The organism is Streptomyces sp. NPDC001922 (assembly GCF_042891165.1).
In the GTDB taxonomy this organism is placed as follows: Bacteria; Actinomycetota; Actinomycetes; order Streptomycetales; family Streptomycetaceae; genus Streptomyces.
In genome coordinates this window covers 316,004-335,110 of record NZ_JBIASV010000007.1, presented here as the reverse complement: position 1 = coordinate 335,110, position 19,107 = coordinate 316,004, and the positions used below count along the sequence as shown (strand labels likewise).

Here is a 19,107-nt window from a genome sequence, read left to right as displayed (position 1 = left end):
GCGGGGCCGAGACACGACAGGCCGTGCCCGCGATCCGGGCACCGGCTCCGGTGCCCGGATCGCGGGTGCCCCGGATCGCGGGTGCCCGTCGGGCGATACGTGCGCCGGACGAAGGCCCCGTGCCGGACGGGACGGGGCCCCGGGACGCGGACGACGGGGCGCGGCGGCGGTCAGGGGGCCGGGGTGGTCCACGGCAGCCGGATCCAGACCGTCTTGCCGCCGTCGGCCGTGGGCGTGACCGAGAGCTTGCCGCCGGATTCGGCGGTGAGCGACCTGATGATCACGAGGCCGCGGCCGTTGTCCTGCTGTACCGCCGCGGGCAGCCGCTGCGGCCAGCGGGGGTGACTGTCAGTGACCCCGATGCGCAGGGTCTCGTCCCGTTCGAGCTGCAGGACGACGGTGAAGGTGGGCGACTGGCCGAAGGTGTGCAGGATGGCGTTGGTGGCCAGCTCGGACACGATGAGGCGTACGGTGTCGGCCGCTTCCGCGCCCTCCGGCAGGCCCCACTCCGTCAGCACCTCCGACACCCGGCGGCGGGCCGTGGCGACCGAGACCGGATCGCTCGGCAAGGTGACGGAGGCTTCCAGGTGGTCTGCCATGGCAACGCTGTCCCTTCCCACCATCCGGGGTCCGACGCGTTGCACGACGGGGTCGGGCTCGGGTTCGGACGGCCGCTTCGCGTCAGAGTGCCACTGATACTGCGGTGTCGGGGGTGATCCCCCAAGATGTACGGAATTCTGTCGCCCGAAGCAGTGAACCGTCCGACGGAAGACCGGATGTGGACAGCGCATGACCCCGGCGGGACAACTCCGTGGCAGGGGCTCGCGGACCGTCCGGGCGGCCGTCCCCGCACGCGGTCCGGAGCCCGGGCGTTGCGGCGGGGTCAGCCGGCCGCCGCCCCGTCGGGGGCCGTCGCGACGATGGTGGCGACCGCCTCCTCGATCTGCCGGTCCGTCAGGTCGGCGCGTGCGGTCAGCCGCAGCCGGGAGATGCCGTCGGGCACCGACGGGGGACGGAAACAGCCGGCGACCAGCCCGGCGGCGCGGCAGTCGGCCGCCCATCGCACGGCCGTCTCCGGGGAGGGGGCGCGCACCGAGACCACACAGGCGTCCGGCCGGACGGCGGCGAGGCCGGCCGCCGTGAGCCGTCCGTGCAGGCCCGAGGCGACCGCGCGGGCCCGCTCCGCCCGCTCCGGCGAGCGCGCGAGCAGCCGCAGGGCCGCCAGCGCGGCGCCGGTGGCGGCCGGCGCGAGCCCGGTGTCGAAGATGAAGGTCCGGGCCGTGTTCACCAGGTGCTCGATCACCCGGGCGGGGCCGAGGACCACGCCGCCCTGGCTGCCGAGGGACTTGGAGAGGGTGGCCGTGGCCACCACGTCCGGCGCGCCGGCCAGGCCGGCGGCGTGCAGGGCGCCGCGCCCGCCCTCGCCGAGGACGCCCAGCCCGTGGGCGTCGTCGACCAGCAGGGCCGCCCCGTGCGCACGGCAGGCCGAGGCCAGCTCGGGCAGCGGTGCGGCGTCGCCGTCGACCGAGAAGACGGAGTCGGTGACGGTGACGGCCGGGCCCTCGTGCGCCCCGAGGGTCTTGCGGACGGCCGCCGGGTCGGCGTGCGGGACGACGGCGGTCCCGGCCCGGGAGAGGCGGCAGCCGTCGATGAGCGAGGCGTGGTTGCCCGCGTCGGAGACCAGGAGGGTGCCATGGCCGCTCAGCGCGGTGACGGCCGCGAGATTGGCGGCATACCCGGAGGAGAGCACCAGAGCGGCCTCGAAGCCGCAGAACCGGGCGAGTTCCCCCTCGAGCTCGGTGTGCAGCTCGGTGGTGCCGGTGACCAGGCGGGATCCGGTGGCGCCGGCGCCCCACCGGCGGGCGGCAGCGGCGGCCGCCTCGGTGACCTCGGGGTGACGGGCCAGCCCCAGGTAGTCGTTGCTCGCCAGATCCAGCAGCGGGGAGCCGGCCGGACGCGGCCGCAGGGTGCGGACCAGCCCGGCGCGGTGGCGCGCCCGCGCCTGCTCGTCGATCCAGTCGAACGGGTCGTGGGGCATCGGCCGTCCTCGCGTCTGTGGGGTCTGCCCAAACCGTAGTCGGGGGATGCGCCGGGCAGGGTGTGGCAATACACACACCCCGATAGGGGCGTCTTGTGCCGTCCCTCCTTGGCCGGGAGCGGTGCGGTAGGCAAGGATCTGCGCCATGGAACTGCTGAACACGCTGGTGGACAAGGGGCTGCGTCGCGAGCTGCCCACCCGGGACGAGGCGCTTGCGGTACTGGCCACGTCGGACGACGAGCTGCTCGACGTGGTGGCCGCGGCCGGGAAGGTGCGCCGCCAGTGGTTCGGCCGCCGGGTGAAACTGAACTACCTGGTCAACCTGAAGTCCGGGCTCTGCCCGGAGGACTGTTCGTACTGTTCCCAGCGGCTCGGCTCGAAGGCCGAGATCCTGAAGTACACCTGGCTGAAGCCGGACGAGGCCGTCGCGGCGGCGGATGCGGGTGTGGCCGGCGGCGCCAAGCGGGTGTGCCTGGTGGCGAGCGGACGCGGGCCGACCGACCGGGACGTGGACCGGGTCACGAAGACGATCGAGGCGATCAAGGAGAACAACGAGGACGTCGAGGTCTGCGCCTGCCTCGGGCTGCTCAACGACGGCCAGGCGGAGCGGCTGCGCGCGGCGGGCGCGGACGCCTACAACCACAACCTCAACACCTCGGAAGCCACCTACGGCGAGATCACCACCACGCACACCTACGCCGACCGGGTGTCGACGGTGCAGCAGGCCCAGGCCGCGGGTCTGTCCGCCTGCTCGGGTCTGATCGCGGGCATGGGCGAGACCGACGAGGACCTGGTCGACGTGGTCTACTCGCTGCGCGAGCTGGACCCGGACTCGGTGCCGGTGAACTTCCTCATCCCGTTCGAGGGCACCCCGCTCGCCAAGGAGTGGAACCTCACCCCGCAGCGGGCGCTGCGGATCCTCGCCATGGTGCGTTTCGTCTGCCCGGACGTCGAGGTGCGGCTGGCCGGCGGGCGTGAGGTGCACCTGCGGTCGCTGCAGCCGCTGGCGCTGCACCTGGCCAACTCGATCTTCCTCGGTGACTACCTGACCAGTGAGGGCCAGGCCGGCCAGGCCGACCTCGACATGATCGCCGACGCGGGCTTCGAGGTGGAGGGCGCCGGTACGACGACGCTGCCCGAGCACCGGGCCGACGCCCTGGCGGCGGCGGGCGGCGGCTGCGGCTCGCACTCCGGCGGCTGCGCGCCCTGTGGCGACGGCGGCGACGAGGCCGCCCCCGCACCGGCCGCGGAGGCCGGGACCGAGCCTGTCGCGGAGGCCGGGGCCGAGTCGGTGCCCTCGCAGGCCGCGCCGGGCGACGTCCGGTCGGACCTGGTCGCGGTGCGCCGGCGCGGGGCCGGGACGGACGTCGCGCCCAATGCCTGAGCCGCTGACCACGGGTGAGCTCCTCGCCCTGGACCGGCAGCACGTCTGGCACCCGTACGGCCCGATGCCGGGGCGGCAGGACCCGCTGGTCGTGGAGTCCGCGGCCGGGGTCCGGCTGCGCCTGGCGGAACCGGTCGAGGGGCACACCGAGCTGATCGACGGCATGGCGTCGTGGTGGTCCGCCGTCCACGGCTACAACCACCCGGTGCTGAACGAGGCGGCGCACGCCCAGCTGGACCGGATGAGCCATGTGATGTTCGGGGGCCTCACCCATGAGCCCGCGGTCCGGCTGGCCGCCCGGCTGGTGGAGATCACCCCGGAACCGCTGCAGCACGTCTTCCTGGCCGACTCCGGGTCGGTGTCGGTCGAGGTCGCGGTGAAGATGTGCCGCCAGTACTGGCGCTCGGTCGGCCGCCCGGCGAAGCAGCGCCTGCTGACCTGGCGGGGCGGCTACCACGGTGACACCTGGCAGCCGATGTCGGTGTGCGACCCGGAGGGCGGGATGCACCACCTGTGGTCCGGCACCCTGCCGCGGCAGATCTTCGCCGACGCCCCGCCGGCCGGCTTCGACGCCGAGCCCGACGAGGCGTACGCACGGCATCTGCGGGAGCTGATCGCCCGGCACGCCGACGAGCTGGCCGCGGTGATCGTCGAACCGGTGGTGCAGGGCGCGGGCGGGATGCGCTTCCACTCCCCCGACTGTCTGCGCGTGCTGCGGGAGGCCTGCGACGAGCACGACGTCCTGCTGATCCTGGACGAGATCGCCACGGGCTTCGGCCGCACGGGCACGCTGTTCGCGGCGGAGCACGCGGGCATCTCCCCGGACGTGATGTGCCTGGGGAAGGCCCTGACCGGCGGCTATCTGACGATGGCGGCCACGCTCTGCACCTCCCGGGTCGCCGACGGCATCTCCCGGGGCGAGGTGCCCGTGCTGGCGCACGGCCCGACGTTCATGGCCAATCCGCTCGCCGCGGCCGTCTCGCTGGCCTCGGTCGACCTGCTGCTCTCCCACGACTGGCAGGGCGAGGTGAAGCGCATCGAGGCCGGGCTGCGCGAGTGCCTGGCGCCGGCCGGGGAGCTCCCCGCGGTCCGGGACGTACGCGTCCTCGGCGCGATCGGGGTCGTCCAGCTCGACCACGAGGCGGACATGGCGGCGGCGACCCGGGCGGCGGCCCGCGAAGGGGTGTGGGTGCGGCCGTTCCGCGACCTCATCTACACCATGCCGCCCTACATCACGGGTGACGAGGATCTGGCCCGGATCGGTGCGGCCGTGTGCGCGGCCGCAGCCGCGGGCTGACGGCCGGCCCCACCGCTTCCGGTGGGGCCGGAGCACGGCGGTGCGCCCGGGGACCCGGCGGACCGGAAGGCGGAGGAACGACATGGCAGTTGTGGTCGTCTCGGGGACGGGCACGGAGATCGGCAAGACGGTGGTGACCGCCGCCGTGGCCGCCACGGCGCTGGCTGCGGGCCGCTCGGTGGCGGTGCTGAAGCCGGCCCAGACCGGCGTCGGCCCGGACGAGCCCGGCGACACCGCGGAGGTCGCGCGGCTCGCCGGTCCGCTCACCACGGCCGAACTGGCCCGCTTTCCGGAGCCGTTGGCGCCCTCCACGGCCGCCCGGCGCGCCGGACTGGCCCCGGTCCGCCCCGACCGGATCGCCGAGGCCGCGGAGAAGCTGGCGGCCGAGCACGACCTCGTCCTGGTCGAGGGGGCGGGCGGGCTGCTCGTCCGGTTCGACGAGCAGGGGGCGACGCTGGCCGACGCGGCGCGGCTGCTGTCCGCCCCGGTGCTGGTCGTCACCACCGCGGGGCTCGGCACGCTGAACACGACGACGCTGACCGCGGAGGCCCTGCGGGCACGGCAGTTGACCTGTGCGGGCGTGGTGATCGGCAGCTGGCCCGACGATCCGGACCTGGCGGACCGCTGCAACCTGGCGGAGTTGCCGGAGGTGGCGGGCGCGCCGCTGGCGGGCGCCGTTCCGCAGCGGGCCGGGGCGCTGAGCCCCGCGGAATTCCGCGCCGGGGCGCCGGGATGGCTGGGGCCCGAGCTGGGCGGCACCTGGTGCGCGCGGAGCTTCACCGCGGGGATGGCACCGGAGTAGGCCCGGCCGGTGCGGCGCGTACGGGGCACTGCGCGTACGGGGCACTGCGCGTACGGCAGGCACGGCGCCCCGGAGCGCGGCCGAAGGACACGGTGCTCTCTGGCGGCTGAGGCCGGCCGCCGGACCGGCCGACACGGGCCGGACACCTCCTCCGTACGGAACGGTGCAGGCCCGCCCCGCCGGGGGAGAATTCCGGGTGACGCCCGCCGCCGGGAGAAGGGACCTGTCATGGGTCTGCGCCGCAGCACGGTTCCCCGGGATGCCGTGCACCACCCGCTCTTCGCCCGCTTCTACGCCCGGCTCAGCACCGCCGCCGAGGACAGGGGCGGGATCGCCGCGCACCGGGACGCGTTGCTCGCCGGGCTGTCCGGGCGGGTGATCGAGCTCGGTGCGGGGAACGGACTGAACTTCGCCCACTACCCCGCGGCCGTGTCCGAGGTGGTGGCGATCGAGCCGGAACGCCATCTGCGGAAGCTGGCCGCGGAGGCCGCGCTGCGCTCGGACGTCCCGGTCGATGTCGTACCGGGCACGGCGGAGGCGCTGCCCGTGAAGAGCGAGGCGTTCGACGCGGCGGTCGCGTCCCTCGTGCTGTGCAGCGTCCGGGATCTGCCGCGGGCGCTCCGGGAGATCCACCGGGTGCTGCGTCCCGGCGGTGAGCTGCGCATCTTCGAGCACGTCCGCGCGGAGGGCCGGGCCATGGCGTTCACCCAGCAGGCGCTCGACCGTACGGTCTGGCCCCTGTTGTTCGGTGGCTGCCATACGGGCCGGGACACCCTGGCGGCGGTACGGGCGGCAGGGTTCGAGCCTGCGCAGTACCGGCGCCTGCGCGTCCCCGAGGGCGGCCCCGCCCTGCCGGTCTCCTTCCATGTGCTGGGGACGGCGAGGAAACCCCGGACCTGACGGTCCCCGGCCGGCGGCGTGCGTGCCGTCGGGTGGAGCGACGGACGGCCGGGCATGCCCATCGCGACATCGGCGCCGAGTACCGGTGCCCGCCGAACACGTGCCGTGCCGGCGCGACCACTTGGGCACAGGTGGTCGTGCGGTTCGTTCTGCGGTGGAACGGCGCGGCCGGCATACCGAATGACGCTATGTTGTTTCGATGATGGATGTCGGCGCAGCCCAAGCCGTCCTCGACAACAGCCCGTTCGGACCCTGGTGGGGATTCACCGTGGAAGCCGTCGGAAAGGGCGAGGCCAGGGTCTCGTTGCGCCGGCGCCCGGAACTCTTCCGCCCCGGCGGCGTTCTCCAGGGCGGGTGCGCGATGACGCTCGCCGATGTGACCTGCTGGATCGCGATCATGTCGCTGTTCGGCGAGGACGATCCGTCCGTCACCCAGCAGATGACGACGACCTTCCTCGGCCCGGCGCGCACCGATCTGGTCTGCGAGTCGACGATCGTCCGGCCCGGTCGCCTGATCGTCTACGGCACCGCCGCCACGACCGGCACCGACGGCAAGCTCGTCTCCCACCACACCCTGACCTACGTCCGGCCACCGGAGCGGAACGGGACCTGACGCGTCCGGCCTGCCGCCGCCCGAGAGCCTCGCTCGGGGGCCTCGCCTAGAGACTCCAGGTGCGCAGTTCGTCGGCGATGGCGCGGACGTCGGCGGTGCCGTCCTTCACCAGCCGGGCCAGGTCGCGGACCTGCTCGGGCGAGGTGGTGACCTTGAGGCCGCTGGCGACGAGATAGGCGTAGGCGACGGCGGCGGCGAACATGGCGTTCGAGCGTTCCAGGGCCGGTACGTGCAGCAGCAGTTGCAGCAGGGCGGCGGCACGGTCCTGGGGATCGGCGTAGACCGGTACTCCGAATATCTCGGCGTCGTGCCGACTGACCGCGGCCACCAGGGCACCCCAGTCGGTGACCTGCGGGTCTCCGGGGGTGTTGCGCTCAGCGATCATGAGGAGCCAGGCGAGATCGATGCGGAGCGTCACGTGGTGGTGCGGGGGTCGTCTCCGGGAAGCGAGTTCTGCCGGGTCCTGCGCTCCTCGCCGAACTCCTCGGCGAACACGTTCTCGTACTGCTTCATGAAGTCGGCGGCGGCTTCGACGAAGGTATGGCCGACCTCACCGGCGTCCTGCCGGACGAGCTCCTCGATGTAACGGTTCATGCTGAGCCCTCTCTGGAGAGCACGCTGCCGGGCCGTCTCCGCGGTGCTCTCGTCCACCCGCACGTTGAGCTGTGTCTTCGCCACCCCATAAAGCTAGCGCTCCCCTGCTAGCTCCGGCAAGCGCGGCCCGCGCCGGCCGTCCGGCAGCCCGGGGCGGCGGGGGACGCGCCGGTCCGCCGGGGCCCCGGGGGCGGACGGTGCGTGCGACGCGCCGAATCCGCCCGCCGAGGGGATGCCGCTCGGGCCGGTACGGGCCTACGCTCAGGCGCGTACGGACGGTACATCCCGGTTCGGGGAGGCGGCCTTGTCCACATCTGCGGCGGATCCGTCGTCCGGCGCGGCGGCGGCACCGGACGTCGCCGCGCGGGCCGCGGCACTGACCAAGGCGTACGGCTCGGGCGAGACGGCCGTCCTCGCGCTGGACGCGGTGGACGTGACCATCGGCCGCGGCCGCTTCACGGCGGTGATGGGGCCCTCGGGGTCCGGGAAATCCACGCTGATGCACTGTCTGGCGGGGCTGGACACCGTGTCGGCGGGCCAGGTGTGGCTGGGCCGTACCGAGATCACCGGACTCGGCGACCGGGAGCTGACCCGGCTGCGGCGGGACCGGGTGGGCTTCATGTTCCAGTCCTTCAACCTGCTGCCCACCCTCAACGCGGCGGAGAACATCACGCTGCCGATGGACATCGCGGGCCGCGCGCCGGACCGGGAGTGGGTGGACCGGGTGATCGACACCCTGGGGCTCCGGGACCGGCTGCAGCACCGGCCGGCCCAGCTGTCCGGCGGGCAGCAGCAGCGGGTCGCCTGCGCCCGGGCACTGGCGTCCCGCCCGGAGCTGATCTTCGCGGACGAGCCGACCGGCAATCTCGACTCGCGGTCCGGGCTGGAGGTGCTGCGCTTCCTGCGGGAGGCGGTGGACACGCTGGATCAGACGGTGGTGATGGTGACCCACGACCCCGGGGCGGCGGCCCACGCCGACCGGGTGCTGTTCCTGGCGGACGGGCGGATCGTGGACGAGCTGGCGCACCCGACGGCGGAGGCCGTGCTGGAGCGGATGAAGCGGTTCGACTCCGTGGCCACGAGCGGGAAGGGCTGAGCGCCCGGTGCTGCGGACCACGCTGCGCAGCTTCCTCGCGCACAAGGGGCGGCTGCTGCTGTCGGCGCTCGCGGTCACCCTGTCGGTGGCCTTCGTCGCCGGCAGCCTGATCTTCTCGGGCACCGTCAACCGCACGTTCGACCGGCTGTTCGCCTCCACGGCGGCGGATGTCACGGTGGCGCCGAAGTCGGCGTTCGAGGAGTCGGGCGGGCCGATGTCCGGGCAGATCCCGACGCTGCCCGCGCGGCTGCGGGACCGGGTCGTGGGGGTGCCCGGCGTGGCGGACGCCCGGGCCGACGTGCGGGTGCAGAACATCACCGCGGTCAACGCCCGGAACGAGCCGGTCGGGCCGACCACCGGCGCCCCCACCGTCGCCACCGACTGGAGCCCCGGCGAGCAGCGCCCCGTGGAGCTGACCAGCGGCCACGCCCCGCACGGCCCGCGCGAGGCGCTGATCGACGCGGACACCGCGCGGCGCAAGGGCGTGTCCGTCGGCGACACCCTGCGGCTGGTCGCCGCCCCCGGCTCGTTCCGGGTGCGGGTCGTGGGGATCATGACCTTCACGACGACCAACCCGGGCGCGGCGCTGATCGCCCTCGACACGCCGACGGCTCAGAGCCGGCTGCTGGGGAGGGCGGGGGCGGCCACCTCCATCAAGATCACGGCGGCGCCGGGGACCGGTGACCGGGCGCTGAAGCAGCGCATCGCGGTGGAGCTCGGGCCGCGCTACGACATCCGGACGCGCGGCGAGCAGGCCCAGTCCGCCACCGCCCAGCTGGGCGGCTTCCTGGACGTGATCAAGTACGTGATGCTGGGCTTCGCCGGGGTCGCGGTGCTGGTCGGGATCTTCCTGATCGTCAACACCTTCTCCATGCTGATCGCCCAGCGCACCCGGGAGCTGGGGCTGCTGCGGGCGCTGGGAGCGGACCGCCGGCAGGTGCGCCGTTCGGTGCTCGCGGAGGCCGTTCTGCTCGGCCTGACGGGCTCCACGCTCGGGCTGGTCGGGGGCATCGGTCTGGCGGCCGGGCTGATCGCGCTGATGAGTCTGCTGGGCATGCGGCTGGACGCGGCGGACATGGTGATCCGGTGGACGGCGCCGGTGTCGGCGTACGCGGTGGGCGTGGGGGTCACGTTCGTCGCCGCGTATCTGCCCGCCCGGCGGGCGGCCCGGGTCTCCCCCATGGCGGCGCTCGCCGATGCCGAAGTGGCGGGCGTGGGGCGGCCGTTGCGGATCCGGGCGGTCGCGGGGGCGCTGCTCGGCGCGGCCGGAGCGGCGGCGCTGTCGGGCTGCGCGGCGGCGACGGAGACGTCGGCGGCGGCGTTCCTGCTGCTGCTCGGGGTCGGGCTGACGCTGGTGGCGATGGTCGTGGCGGGCCCGCTGCTGGTCCGTCCGGTCATCCGGGTGCTGGGGGCGGCGTTCCCCCGGTTCTTCGGGCCGGTGGGGCTGCTGAGCCGGCGCAACGCGCTGCGCAATCCGCGCCGCACCGGGGCGACCGCGGCGGCGCTGATGGTGGGGCTCGCCCTGGTCACCGGGCTGTCGGTGGCCGGCGCATCGATGACCCGGTCCTTCGACCAGCAGATCGACAAGACCCTCGGCTCCGACTTCGTGGTGCAGAACCGCACCTTCCAGCCGTTCCCGGAGGAGATCGCCGAACGGACGCGGGCGGTGCGGGGCGCAGGGCTCGTGGTGCGCCAGCGGTTCGCGCCGATGCGGGTCGAACTGCCCGGCGGCGGCCGGATCCGGACCTCGGCGGGAGCATTCGATCCGGGGCTCGACCGGGTCGCGAACGTGGAGTACGCGGCCGGGAACACCGCCGCGGCGCTGGCGCCGGACCGGATCGCGGTCGAACGCCGGTTCGCCGAGCGGCACGGCATCCACCGGGGCGATGTGCTGGACGTCTCCTTCCGGACGCACCGCACGGCCCGGCTGACGGTGGCCGCGCTCACCGAGCAGGAGACGGCCGAAGGGCTGGGCACCCGGGGCGGCTTCTTCCTGGGCATGGGCACCCTGGAGAAGTACCTGCCCGGCGGCCTGGACTCCGCGCTGTACGTCAATGCGGCGCCGGGCACGGATCCGCCGGTGCTGCGGGAGCGGCTGGAGCGGGCGCTGGCGCCGTTCCCGCAGGTGCAGGCGCGGGACCGGGCCGACTACAAGGACCTGGTCCGCGATCAGATCGCCGTCCTGCTGTACCTGGTGTACGCGCTGCTGGGGCTGGCCATCGTGATCGCGGTGCTCGGGGTGGTGAACACGTTGGCGCTGTCGGTCGTCGAACGCACCCGGGAGATCGGTCTGCTGCGGGCCATCGGACTGTCCCGGCGGCAACTGCGCCGGATGATCCGCCTGGAGTCGGTGGTGATCGCGGTGTTCGGTGCGGTGCTGGGCCTGGGGCTGGGGCTGGTCTGGGGGCTGGCGATCCAGCAGGTGCTGGCGCTCCAGGGGATGAAGGCGCTCGCGATTCCCTGGACGACGGTCGTGGCGGTGGTGGTCGGTTCCGTGGTGGTCGGGCTCGCCGCGGCACTGCTGCCCGCGCTGCGGGCGTCGAGGATGAACGTCCTGGCGGCCATTGCCCACGAGTGAGCGGCCATGGCCCACGAGTGATCCGAAAGGGGCGCCGGGCCGGGCATTGACGCAGCCGACGGCCCTTCCCGACGACGGCGCCCGGCACCGGCCGGGAGGGCCCGTGGGACCAACCGGAATCCGGTTGCCGCCCCGGACTGCGGGCTGTTGGGATGAAGCAGTGAGTGATCTTCGTATTCGGCCCGCGGCCCTCCCCGACATCGACCCCGTCCTGACCTTCTGGAAGGAGGCCGCAGAGGGCACCAGCATCAGCGACGACCCCGGCGGCCTCGCCCGGCTCATCGAGCGCGACCCCGCTTCCCTGCTGCTCGCCGAGCGTGCGGGGGACCTCGCCGGAACGGTGATCGCGGGCTTCGACGGATGGCGCTGCCACCTCTACCGGCTCGCCGTGCACCCCGACCACCGGCGGCGAGGCGTGGCGACGGCGCTGCTCCGGGCGGCCGAGGAGCGCTTCGTCTCCCTGGGCGGCCGGCGGGCGGACGCGATGGTGCTGGACGACAACGCGTCCGCCCACCCGGCGTGGCGGGCGGCCGGATACGGGCCGGAGCCGCAGTGGAGCCGCTGGGTCAGGCCCCTGGAGAACTGACCCTCGGCCGGTGCGCGGTGAACACCCCACACGGACTTTGCCGATCCTTTACCATGGTGTTCCGCCGCAGCTTCCGGAAAGGTCGTGAGCGTCCGCCCATGGGCGAGCCTCCCCGTCATCACTGTCGCGCATACCGTCATCACCGTCGCGTACATCGCGCCGTCCGCACCTCCCTGCCGGATCATGGGACGGAGGTGAACCGATGACCGAAGTGCTGCTGCTCGCGCTCGCTCTGCTCCTGACGCTCGCCTGCGGCGTCTTCGTCGCGGCCGAGTTCTCGCTGACCACCATCGAGCGCAGCGTGCTGGAGCGGGCCGCCGCCGACGGGGAGCGCGGGGCGGACAGCGCGCTGCAGGCGGTGCGGACGCTGACGTTCCAGCTCTCCGGCGCCCAGCTCGGCATCACGGTCACGGGTCTGGTCATCGGCATGCTCGCCGAACCGTCCCTCGGCCGGCTGCTCACCGGCCCGCTGGAGGCGGTGGGGCTGCCCGCGTCCGCCTCCGCCTCGACCGCGCTGGTCCTGGGCACCGCGATCTCCACCGTGCTGCTGATGGTCGTCGGTGAGCTGGTCCCCAAGAACTGGGCCATCTCCCGCCCGCTGCCCGTCGCCAAGCGGGTCGCCGGGCCGCAGCGCGCGTTCAGCAAGCTCTTCGGCCCGCTGATCGGCCATCTCAACAACAGCGCCAACCGCCTGGTGCACCGGATGGGCCTGGAGCCCACCGAGGAACTGGTCTCCGCCCGCGGCCCGCAGGAGCTCGTGGCCCTCGCCCGGCACTCCGCGGAGGAGGGGGCGCTGGAGGCGGACACCGCGGAACTCTTCGTCCGGACCCTCACGCTCGCCGATCTGACGGCGGAGAACGTCATGACCCCGCGGGTCCAGGTCGTCGCGCTGGAGGTACAGGCGACGGCGGAGGACATCGCCAACGCCACCCGGGCGACCGGCCTGTCCCGCTTCCCGGTCTACCGGGGCAGCCTGGACACGGTCGTCGGCATCGCGCACCTCAAGGACGTGCTGGCCGTGCCCGCCGGCCGGCGCCCCCGGCACCCGGTCTCCGAGGTCCTGCGCGAACCGCTGCTCGTGCCGGAGTCGCTGCCGGTGGACCGGCTGCTGGACCAGCTCTCCGGCAAGCAGGGCATGGCCGTCGTCATCGACGAGTACGGCGGCACGGCCGGCGTGGTCACCCTGGAGGACATCGTCGAGGAGGTCGTCGGCGAGGTCCGCGACGAGCACGACCCGCTGGAGACCCCCGACCTGGCCCCGGCCGGCACCGACGAGGAGGGCCGCGCGGTGTACGACGCCGACGGCGCGGCCCGCGTCGACCAGTTGCGGGCCATCGGACTGCGCGCCCCGGAGGGGCCGTACGAGACGCTGGCCGGACTGGTGGCGACCGAGCTGGGCCGGATCCCGGTGGCCGGTGACACCGTGGAGGTCGTCGGGTGGCGGATCGGCGTGGTCGACGCCTCCGGCCGCCGGGCGGCCCGGGTCCGGCTGCACGCCCCTCTCCCCGACAGCGACGGCGACAGCTCCGAGGAGGCCGGCCGATGACCGCGCTCCAGATCTTCATCGGCCTGCTGACGCTGGTCGCCAACGCCTTCTTCGTGGGGGCCGAGTTCGCGATGATCTCGGTCCGGCGCAGTCAGGTGGAGCCGCTCGCCGACGAGGGCGACCGGCGGGCGCGCAGTGTGATGTGGGGCCTGCAGCACGTGTCGGCGCTGCTGGCCGCGGCGCAGCTCGGGATCACGCTGTGCACCCTGGTCCTGGGTGTGGTCGCCGAGCCCGCGATCGCCCATCTGCTGGCCCCGCTGTTCGACGCCGTCGGCGTGACCCACGGGCTGGTCCACCCCATCTCGTTCGTCATCGCGCTCACCGCCGCGACGTATCTGCACATGCTCTTCGGCGAGATGGTCCCGAAGAACGTGGCGCTGGCCGAGCCGGTCCGCTCGGCGCTGCTGCTCGGCCCGCCCATGGTGGCGCTGGCCCGGGCCCTGCGGCCGGTGATCTTCACGATCAACAGCTGCGCCAACACCCTGCTGAAGCTGCTGCGGGTGCAGCCGAAGGACGAGGTGTCCGCCTCGTTCTCGGACGACGAGCTGGCGCGGATGGTGGCCGACTCCAGCGCGGCGGGCCTGCTGGACGACCGCTCCACCGAGCGCCTCCGGGACGTTCTGGAGCTGGGCCGCCGCCCGGTGGGCGAGGTCGTGCTGCCGGTGGAGCGAGTGGTCTCGGCGTCACTGGGCGTCACGCCCGAGGAGCTGGAGCGGCTGTGCTCCGAGTCCGGCTTCTCCCGCTTCCCCGTCACCGACGAGGACGGCCGGATTCTCGGCTACCTGCACGTCAAGGACGCGCTGGACGCGCGGCAGCGGGATGTGCCGTTCGCACCGCCGGCCATGCGGCCGATCGCCCGGGTGAAGGCGTCGGCCCCGCTGGACGACGTGCTGGCCGCGATGCGGGGCAGCGGGACCCATCTGGCGGCGGTGATCGGCGAGCACGGACGGCCCGTCGGACTCGTCACCATGGAGGACGTGCTGCGGGAACTGGTGGGCCGGGCGCCCTCCGCCTGAGCAGCGGACGGCGCGCCGCCGCCGAGCGCGGAGCGGCGGCCCGGCCGAACGGACCCGCCGGCACCCCCGAGGTGGCCGGCGGGGCGGCCGTCCGGGGCAGTTGCCGGAGTGGGGGTGAGCCGGCGGCCGGGCCGGTGGTGACGGGGGTGGCCGTCCGGGAGCGGGCGGGGTCAGCCCAGCTCGAACCAGACGGACTTGCCGCGCGCGGTGTGCTCCACACCCCAGTTGTGGGAGAGCAGATGGACGAGCTCCAGCCCGCGGCCGTTCTCGTCGTCCGGTGCGGCGGAGCGCAGCAGCGGCGGACGGGTGCTGCCGTCCGTCACATGGCAGCGCAGGATGTTCCGGTGTTCGACGCGGAGGTGCAGCGGCCCGCCGGCGTGCAGCAGTGCGTTGCCCACCAATTCGCTGACCAGGAGCTCCGCGGTGTGGGTGTGGTGTTCGAGGTCCCAGTCGGCGAGGATCTCGCGGACCGCGACGCGGGCCCGGCGGCAGGCGGCCGGGCTGGAGGGAAGCTGCCATGGGCCCGCGGTGCGGCTGCCCGGGCTCGGATTGCCGACCAGCCAGGGCGGACCCTCGGGTATGTGCGGGAGGGCATCCTCCGGGTGCCCGGGGTGTTGCGCGTGGTGCATGAGCTCTCTCCACTACGGCAAGGGGCGGCCGGCCCCCTGGGGTGCCGGCCCGGCAGCGACCGCCCGGACCATCCCCCGCCTCCGGGGAAATCGATCATTCGACGCTCGACTGCCGCGCAAAACCCTAATTCGGCTTTACCACGAAGTAAAGTGGCATTCATGATCGTTCGCCCGACCGACGAGAGCATGCTCGCCGTGGCCTCCGCGGTATTCGCCGACATCGGGTTCCACGCGGCCACGATGGAGGACATCGCCACCCGTGCGGGGACGACGAAACCCACGCTGTATTCCCATTTCGGCAGCAAGGACGACCTCTACCGGCACTGCGGCGAGCGTGCCGCCGAAGCACTCGGCCGGCGGCTCTCCCAGGCCTATGCGTCCGCCCCGCCGACGCTGGAGCAGCAGGTCCGCGCCGGCACGCTGACCCTCTTCGGGTACGCCAGCGAGCACGCGGCCGAGTTCCGGCTGCTCTTCGGCGCCGACCCGGTGGGGACGATCACGGTGTCCCGGCAGCGCCTGATGGGCGCGGCCGCGCAGGAGATCGCCGGACGCATCCGGGATTTCACCGACCGTCACGACAGCCGGCGGTGGGGAGCGAGCGCGGAATTGTGCGCGACCCTGATCGTCGGCCTGACGGTCGAGGGCGCCCGGTACGCATTGATGACGGATTCCCTGGACGTGGCGTCCGGGGCGGAATTCGCGAGCGCTTTCACCGTGGCCGCCCTCCGGAACATCGATTCCGGCCCGGCCGAGAAAATCGACGATCAGCAGCCGGGGCCGGAATCCTCGTGAGGACGCACCGCGGGGCGCAGGCCGTCGCCTCGTCATTCTCCGGCGCATTTCCGCGAGTTGACGCGATTCCGGGTGTGCCCGGCGCGGACGGGTGACGAGTGCCCGCGCCCGGTCGCCCGGCGAGTGCCCGCCGGAGCCTCCCTCGGCCCCGCACGGGACCCGAGGGCCCCGGGCGGGAACCGGTCCCGGTGCCATACGGCGTACATGACGGGAGTAGGATCCTTCCGCCATGGAGATCAATGCCCCATACACCAGTCTTGTCGCTCTGGGCGACTCCTTCACCGAAGGCATGTCGGACGCCCTGCCGGACGGCACGTACCGCGGCTGGGCCGACCTCCTCGCCGCGCGGCTGGCCGCGCGTACGCCCGGCTTCCGGTACGCCAACCTCGCGGTCCGCGGCAAGCTCATCGGGCAGATCGTCGACGAGCAGGTGGAACCGGCGGCACTGATGGGAGCCGACGTGATCACCCTCGTCGGCGGACTCAACGACACGCTGCGCCCGAAGTGCGACATCGGCCTGGTCTGCGCCCGGCTGGAGGAGGCCGTGACCCGGCTCGCGCCGAGCTGCCGGCAGCTCGTCCTGATGCGCAGCCCCGCCCGGCGCGGCCCGGTGGCGACCCGGTTCCGGCCGCGGATGGAGCAGTTGTTCGCCTTCATCGACGACGTGGCGGCGCGCCACGGCGCACGGGTGGTGGATCTGTACGGCTCGGCCGCGCTGGGCGACCCGCGACTGTGGGCCGACGACCGGCTGCATCTGAACGCCGAGGGACACCGGCGGGTGGCCGAGGCCGTCTGGCAGGCCCTGGGGCACCCGGCGGAGGAGGACTGGACGGTGCCGCCGCCCGCCGTTGCTCCGGCCGGCTGGTTCGTCCGGCGGGCGGGCGACGCCCGGTTCGCCCGCGAGCACCTCGTGCCCTGGATCGGACGGCGGCTGACGGGCCGGTCGTCCGGGGACGGGCTGCCGCCCAAGCGCGCGGAGCTGCTGCCCTACGAGGCATGACCCGGGACGGCCCCTGCGGGCCGGCCGCCCACAAGGACCGGCGGACGGCGGTACCGCGTCACCCGGCGTGACCTGGGGGAACCCGCACCGCTTCGTAGGTACGCACAAGACCCGGTGCGGCGACGGGTCGGAGCTGTCGCCCAGGCCGGGGCTCTGGCCTGCGCCGACGCCCAGTAGACTCAGGTCACGTGACCTCCAAGCCCCGCATTCCGAACGTCCTGGCCGGCCGCTACGCCTCGGCGGAGCTGGCCCTCCTGTGGTCCCCCGAGTACAAGGTGACGCTGGAGCGGCGGCTCTGGCTCGCCGTCCTCCGCGCGCAGCGGGACCTCGGCATCGAGGTGCCGGAGCAGGCCCTCGCCGACTACGAGCGGGTGCTCGACCAGGTGGACCTGGCCTCGATCGCCGAGCGCGAGAAGGTCACCCGGCACGATGTGAAGGCGCGCATCGAGGAGTTCAACGCCCTCGCCGGACATGAGCACGTCCACAAGGGCATGACCTCCCGTGACCTCACCGAGAACGTGGAGCAGCTGCAGATCCGGCTCTCCCTGGAGCTGGTGCGCGACCGCACGGTGGCGACGCTGGCCCGGCTGGGGAAGCTGGCGGCGGACCACGCCGAGCTGGTGATGGCGGGCCGCTCGCACAACGTCGCCGCCCAGGCCACCACGCTGGGCAAGCGCTTCGCGACCGCCGCGGACGAGCTGCTGGTGGCGTACGGCCGGCTGGAGGACCTGCTCGGCCGGTACCCGCTGCGGGGCGTCAAGGGCCCGGTCGGCACGGCGCAGGACATGCTGGACCTGCTCGGCGGCGACGAGGGGAAGCTGGCGGAGCTGGAGCAGCGGGTCGCCTCCCACCTGGGCTTCGCGCAGGCCTTCACCTCGGTCGGCCAGGTCTACCCGCGGTCCCTGGACTACGACGTGGTGAGCGCGCTGGTGCAGCTCGCCGCCGCGCCCTCCTCGCTGGCGAAGACGGTGCGGCTGATGGCCGGGCACGAGCTGGTGACCGAGGGCTTCAAGCCGGGCCAGGTCGGCTCGTCCGCGATGCCGCACAAGATGAACACCCGCTCCTGCGAGCGCGTCAACGGCCTCGCGGTGATTCTGCGCGGCTACGCCTCGATGACCGGTGAGCTGGCCGGTGACCAGTGGAACGAGGGCGATGTGTCCTGCTCCGTGGTCCGCCGGGTCGCCCTGCCGGACGCCTTCTTCGCCCTCGACGGGCTGCTGGAGACCTTCCTGACGGTGCTCGACGAGTTCGGCGCCTTCCCCGCCGTCGTCGCCCGGGAGCTGGACCGGTACCTGCCGTTCCTGGCGACCACCAAGGTGCTGATGGGGGCCGTGCGGGCGGGCGTCGGCCGGGAGGCCGCGCACGAGGTCATCAAGGAGCACGCGGTCGCCTCCGCGCTCGCCATGCGGGAGAAGGGCGCGGAGCGCAACGAGCTGCTGGACCGGCTCGCCGAGGACGAGCGGATGCCGCTGGACCGGGCGCAGCTGGACGCGCTGATGGCCGACCGGCTGTCGTTCACCGGTGCCGCGTCGGCGCAGGTGGCAGCAGTGGTCCGGCGGATCGAGGAGGTCGTGAGCGCGCACCCGGAGGCCGCGGCGTACACGCCCGGGGCGATCCTCTGACCCGTCGATGACGCCCGAGGAGCTGGAGGCCGCCCGGGACCGCACCATCGAGGATGTGGTCGCGGGCGGTCTGCGGGTGCTGTTCTGCGGGATCAACCCGGGGCTGATGTCGGGGGCGACCGGGCATCACTTCGCCCGGCCGGGCAACCGCTTCTGGCCGGTGCTGCACGCCTCCGGGTTCACGCCGCGGCAGCTCAAGCCCTCCGAGCAGCGGGAACTCCTCACCTACGGGCTGGGGATCACCAATGTCGCGGCCCGGACCACGGCCCGGGCCGACGAGTTGTCGCAGGAGGAGCTGCGCGAGGGCGGCCGGATCCTTCGGGAGAAGGTCCGGCGCTACGCGCCGCACTGGCTCGCGGTGGTGGGCGTGACGGCCTACCGGGTCGCCTTCGACGACCGCACGGCGAAGGTCGGCCCGCAGGAGCGGACGATCGGCGCCACCCGGATCTGGGTGCTGCCCAACCCCAGCGGCCTGAACGCCCATTGGTCGGCGGCGGCGATGGCCGAGGAGTTCGGCAGGCTGCGGGCCGCAGCCTCCCGGGACGAGGGCGATGCCCCGGGTCCGGGCACCGGCTGACAGGAGGCCGGCACAGCCGCCCTGACGGCAGGCCGGA

General features: G+C 73.7%; 19 protein-coding genes. 14 read left to right on the top strand and 5 right to left on the bottom strand.

The window, feature by feature from the left end; all coding sequences use genetic code 11:
- Positions 1-170: 170 nt before the first annotated feature.
- Together ACFYYR_RS15385 and ACFYYR_RS15380 are read right to left on the bottom strand one after the other, a co-directional pair.
- Positions 171-599, bottom strand: a complete 429-nt coding sequence (locus ACFYYR_RS15385) for an ATP-binding protein (protein WP_388852256.1) — start codon at positions 597-599, stop codon at positions 171-173.
- A 284-nt stretch (positions 600-883) separates the two neighbouring features.
- A complete protein-coding gene (locus ACFYYR_RS15380; RefSeq protein WP_388852253.1) occupies positions 884-2,038 on the bottom strand; it encodes an 8-amino-7-oxononanoate synthase in 1,155 nt (384 codons plus the stop codon).
- Positions 2,039-2,183: 145 nt separating this feature from the next.
- On the opposite strand from ACFYYR_RS15380, the gene bioB reads away from it, so the two are divergent.
- The 5 genes from bioB (at position 2,184) to ACFYYR_RS15355 (ending at position 7,034) form a co-directional block, all read left to right on the top strand.
- Positions 2,184-3,422, top strand: coding sequence for a biotin synthase BioB (gene bioB, locus ACFYYR_RS15375; protein ID WP_388852250.1), 1,239 nt, complete (start codon positions 2,184-2,186; stop codon positions 3,420-3,422).
- Positions 3,415-4,719, top strand: coding sequence for an adenosylmethionine--8-amino-7-oxononanoate transaminase (locus tag ACFYYR_RS15370; protein WP_388852247.1), 1,305 nt, complete (start codon positions 3,415-3,417; stop codon positions 4,717-4,719). Before bioB ends, ACFYYR_RS15370 begins: the two co-directional genes overlap by 8 nt.
- A gap of 82 nt (positions 4,720-4,801) precedes the next feature.
- Complete coding sequence (bioD, locus tag ACFYYR_RS15365) at positions 4,802-5,521, top strand: dethiobiotin synthase (RefSeq protein ID WP_388852244.1); 720 nt, start codon at positions 4,802-4,804, stop codon at positions 5,519-5,521.
- A 228-nt stretch (positions 5,522-5,749) separates the two neighbouring features.
- Positions 5,750-6,421 (top strand): class I SAM-dependent methyltransferase, encoded by a 672-nt coding sequence (locus tag ACFYYR_RS15360; RefSeq protein WP_388852241.1) that lies wholly within the window; start codon positions 5,750-5,752, stop codon positions 6,419-6,421.
- 199 nt (positions 6,422-6,620) lie between these two features.
- Positions 6,621-7,034 (top strand): PaaI family thioesterase, encoded by a 414-nt coding sequence (locus ACFYYR_RS15355; protein ID WP_388852238.1) that lies wholly within the window; start codon positions 6,621-6,623, stop codon positions 7,032-7,034.
- A gap of 46 nt (positions 7,035-7,080) precedes the next feature.
- Here the strand turns inward: ACFYYR_RS15355 and ACFYYR_RS15350 are convergent, their stop codons facing one another.
- Both ACFYYR_RS15350 and ACFYYR_RS15345 read right to left on the bottom strand, forming a co-directional pair.
- Positions 7,081-7,452: a fic family toxin-antitoxin system, toxin component gene (locus ACFYYR_RS15350; protein ID WP_388852235.1), complete on the bottom strand. Its 372-nt coding sequence runs from the start codon at positions 7,450-7,452 to the stop codon at positions 7,081-7,083.
- Positions 7,449-7,712, bottom strand: a complete 264-nt coding sequence (locus ACFYYR_RS15345; RefSeq protein WP_388852233.1) for an antitoxin — start codon at positions 7,710-7,712, stop codon at positions 7,449-7,451. The genes ACFYYR_RS15350 and ACFYYR_RS15345 overlap by 4 nt, the downstream gene beginning before the upstream one ends.
- Before the next feature lie 220 nt (positions 7,713-7,932).
- Between ACFYYR_RS15345 and ACFYYR_RS15340 the strand changes: the two genes are divergently transcribed.
- From ACFYYR_RS15340 to ACFYYR_RS15320, 5 genes are all read left to right on the top strand, one after another.
- Positions 7,933-8,724 carry an ABC transporter ATP-binding protein gene (locus tag ACFYYR_RS15340; protein ID WP_388852230.1) on the top strand — a complete coding sequence of 264 codons (792 nt, stop codon included), beginning with the start codon at positions 7,933-7,935 and terminating at the stop codon, positions 8,722-8,724.
- 7 nt (positions 8,725-8,731) lie between these two features.
- Positions 8,732-11,302: an ABC transporter permease gene (locus tag ACFYYR_RS15335; protein WP_388852227.1), complete on the top strand. Its 2,571-nt coding sequence runs from the start codon at positions 8,732-8,734 to the stop codon at positions 11,300-11,302.
- Positions 11,303-11,462: 160 nt separating this feature from the next.
- Positions 11,463-11,888 carry a GNAT family N-acetyltransferase gene (locus tag ACFYYR_RS15330; protein WP_388852224.1) on the top strand — a complete coding sequence of 142 codons (426 nt, stop codon included), beginning with the start codon at positions 11,463-11,465 and terminating at the stop codon, positions 11,886-11,888.
- 202 nt (positions 11,889-12,090) lie between these two features.
- Positions 12,091-13,434: a hemolysin family protein gene (locus ACFYYR_RS15325; protein WP_388852221.1), complete on the top strand. Its 1,344-nt coding sequence runs from the start codon at positions 12,091-12,093 to the stop codon at positions 13,432-13,434.
- On the top strand, positions 13,431-14,450 hold the full coding sequence (locus ACFYYR_RS15320) for a hemolysin family protein (protein ID WP_388852218.1): 1,020 nt from the start codon (positions 13,431-13,433) through the stop codon (positions 14,448-14,450). Before ACFYYR_RS15325 ends, ACFYYR_RS15320 begins: the two co-directional genes overlap by 4 nt.
- 170 nt (positions 14,451-14,620) lie before the next feature.
- Here ACFYYR_RS15320 and ACFYYR_RS15315 read toward each other — a convergent pair whose 3' ends face one another.
- Positions 14,621-15,079: an ATP-binding protein gene (locus tag ACFYYR_RS15315; RefSeq protein ID WP_388852215.1), complete on the bottom strand. Its 459-nt coding sequence runs from the start codon at positions 15,077-15,079 to the stop codon at positions 14,621-14,623.
- Between the two features lie 159 nt (positions 15,080-15,238).
- On the opposite strand from ACFYYR_RS15315, the gene ACFYYR_RS15310 reads away from it, so the two are divergent.
- The 4 genes from ACFYYR_RS15310 to mug all read left to right on the top strand — a co-directional run bounded on the left by ACFYYR_RS15310 (position 15,239) and on the right by mug (position 19,070).
- Positions 15,239-15,871: a TetR/AcrR family transcriptional regulator gene (locus ACFYYR_RS15310; RefSeq protein ID WP_388852212.1), complete on the top strand. Its 633-nt coding sequence runs from the start codon at positions 15,239-15,241 to the stop codon at positions 15,869-15,871.
- A gap of 229 nt (positions 15,872-16,100) precedes the next feature.
- Positions 16,101-16,871, top strand: a complete 771-nt coding sequence (locus ACFYYR_RS15305; RefSeq protein ID WP_388852209.1) for an SGNH/GDSL hydrolase family protein — start codon at positions 16,101-16,103, stop codon at positions 16,869-16,871.
- Positions 16,872-17,059: 188 nt separating this feature from the next.
- On the top strand, positions 17,060-18,493 hold the full coding sequence (purB, locus tag ACFYYR_RS15300; RefSeq protein WP_388852206.1) for an adenylosuccinate lyase: 1,434 nt from the start codon (positions 17,060-17,062) through the stop codon (positions 18,491-18,493).
- Between the two features lie 7 nt (positions 18,494-18,500).
- Positions 18,501-19,070: a G/U mismatch-specific DNA glycosylase gene (gene mug / locus ACFYYR_RS15295; protein ID WP_388852203.1), complete on the top strand. Its 570-nt coding sequence runs from the start codon at positions 18,501-18,503 to the stop codon at positions 19,068-19,070.
- Positions 19,071-19,107 lie beyond the last annotated feature (37 nt).

What these genes read in the sequence shown, in the direction of transcription:
- bioD (WP_388852244.1), top strand. Translation starts at nt 4,802, where the DNA reads ATGGCAGTTGTGGTCGTCTCGGGGACGGGCACGGAGATCGGCAAGACG.
- ACFYYR_RS15360 (WP_388852241.1), top strand. Translation starts at nt 5,750, where the DNA reads ATGGGTCTGCGCCGCAGCACGGTTCCCCGGGATGCCGTGCACCACCCG.
- ACFYYR_RS15385 (WP_388852256.1), bottom strand. Translation starts at nt 599, where the DNA reads ATGGCAGACCACCTGGAAGCCTCCGTCACCTTGCCGAGCGATCCGGTC.
- mug (WP_388852203.1), top strand. Translation starts at nt 18,501, where the DNA reads ATGACGCCCGAGGAGCTGGAGGCCGCCCGGGACCGCACCATCGAGGAT.
- ACFYYR_RS15325 (WP_388852221.1), top strand. Translation starts at nt 12,091, where the DNA reads ATGACCGAAGTGCTGCTGCTCGCGCTCGCTCTGCTCCTGACGCTCGCC.
- ACFYYR_RS15315 (WP_388852215.1), bottom strand. Translation starts at nt 15,079, where the DNA reads ATGCACCACGCGCAACACCCCGGGCACCCGGAGGATGCCCTCCCGCAC.
- ACFYYR_RS15310 (WP_388852212.1), top strand. Translation starts at nt 15,239, where the DNA reads ATGATCGTTCGCCCGACCGACGAGAGCATGCTCGCCGTGGCCTCCGCG.
- bioB (WP_388852250.1), top strand. Translation starts at nt 2,184, where the DNA reads ATGGAACTGCTGAACACGCTGGTGGACAAGGGGCTGCGTCGCGAGCTG.
- ACFYYR_RS15320 (WP_388852218.1), top strand. Translation starts at nt 13,431, where the DNA reads ATGACCGCGCTCCAGATCTTCATCGGCCTGCTGACGCTGGTCGCCAAC.
- ACFYYR_RS15355 (WP_388852238.1), top strand. Translation starts at nt 6,621, where the DNA reads ATGATGGATGTCGGCGCAGCCCAAGCCGTCCTCGACAACAGCCCGTTC.
- ACFYYR_RS15305 (WP_388852209.1), top strand. Translation starts at nt 16,101, where the DNA reads ATGGAGATCAATGCCCCATACACCAGTCTTGTCGCTCTGGGCGACTCC.
- ACFYYR_RS15380 (WP_388852253.1), bottom strand. Translation starts at nt 2,038, where the DNA reads ATGCCCCACGACCCGTTCGACTGGATCGACGAGCAGGCGCGGGCGCGC.
- ACFYYR_RS15370 (WP_388852247.1), top strand. Translation starts at nt 3,415, where the DNA reads ATGCCTGAGCCGCTGACCACGGGTGAGCTCCTCGCCCTGGACCGGCAG.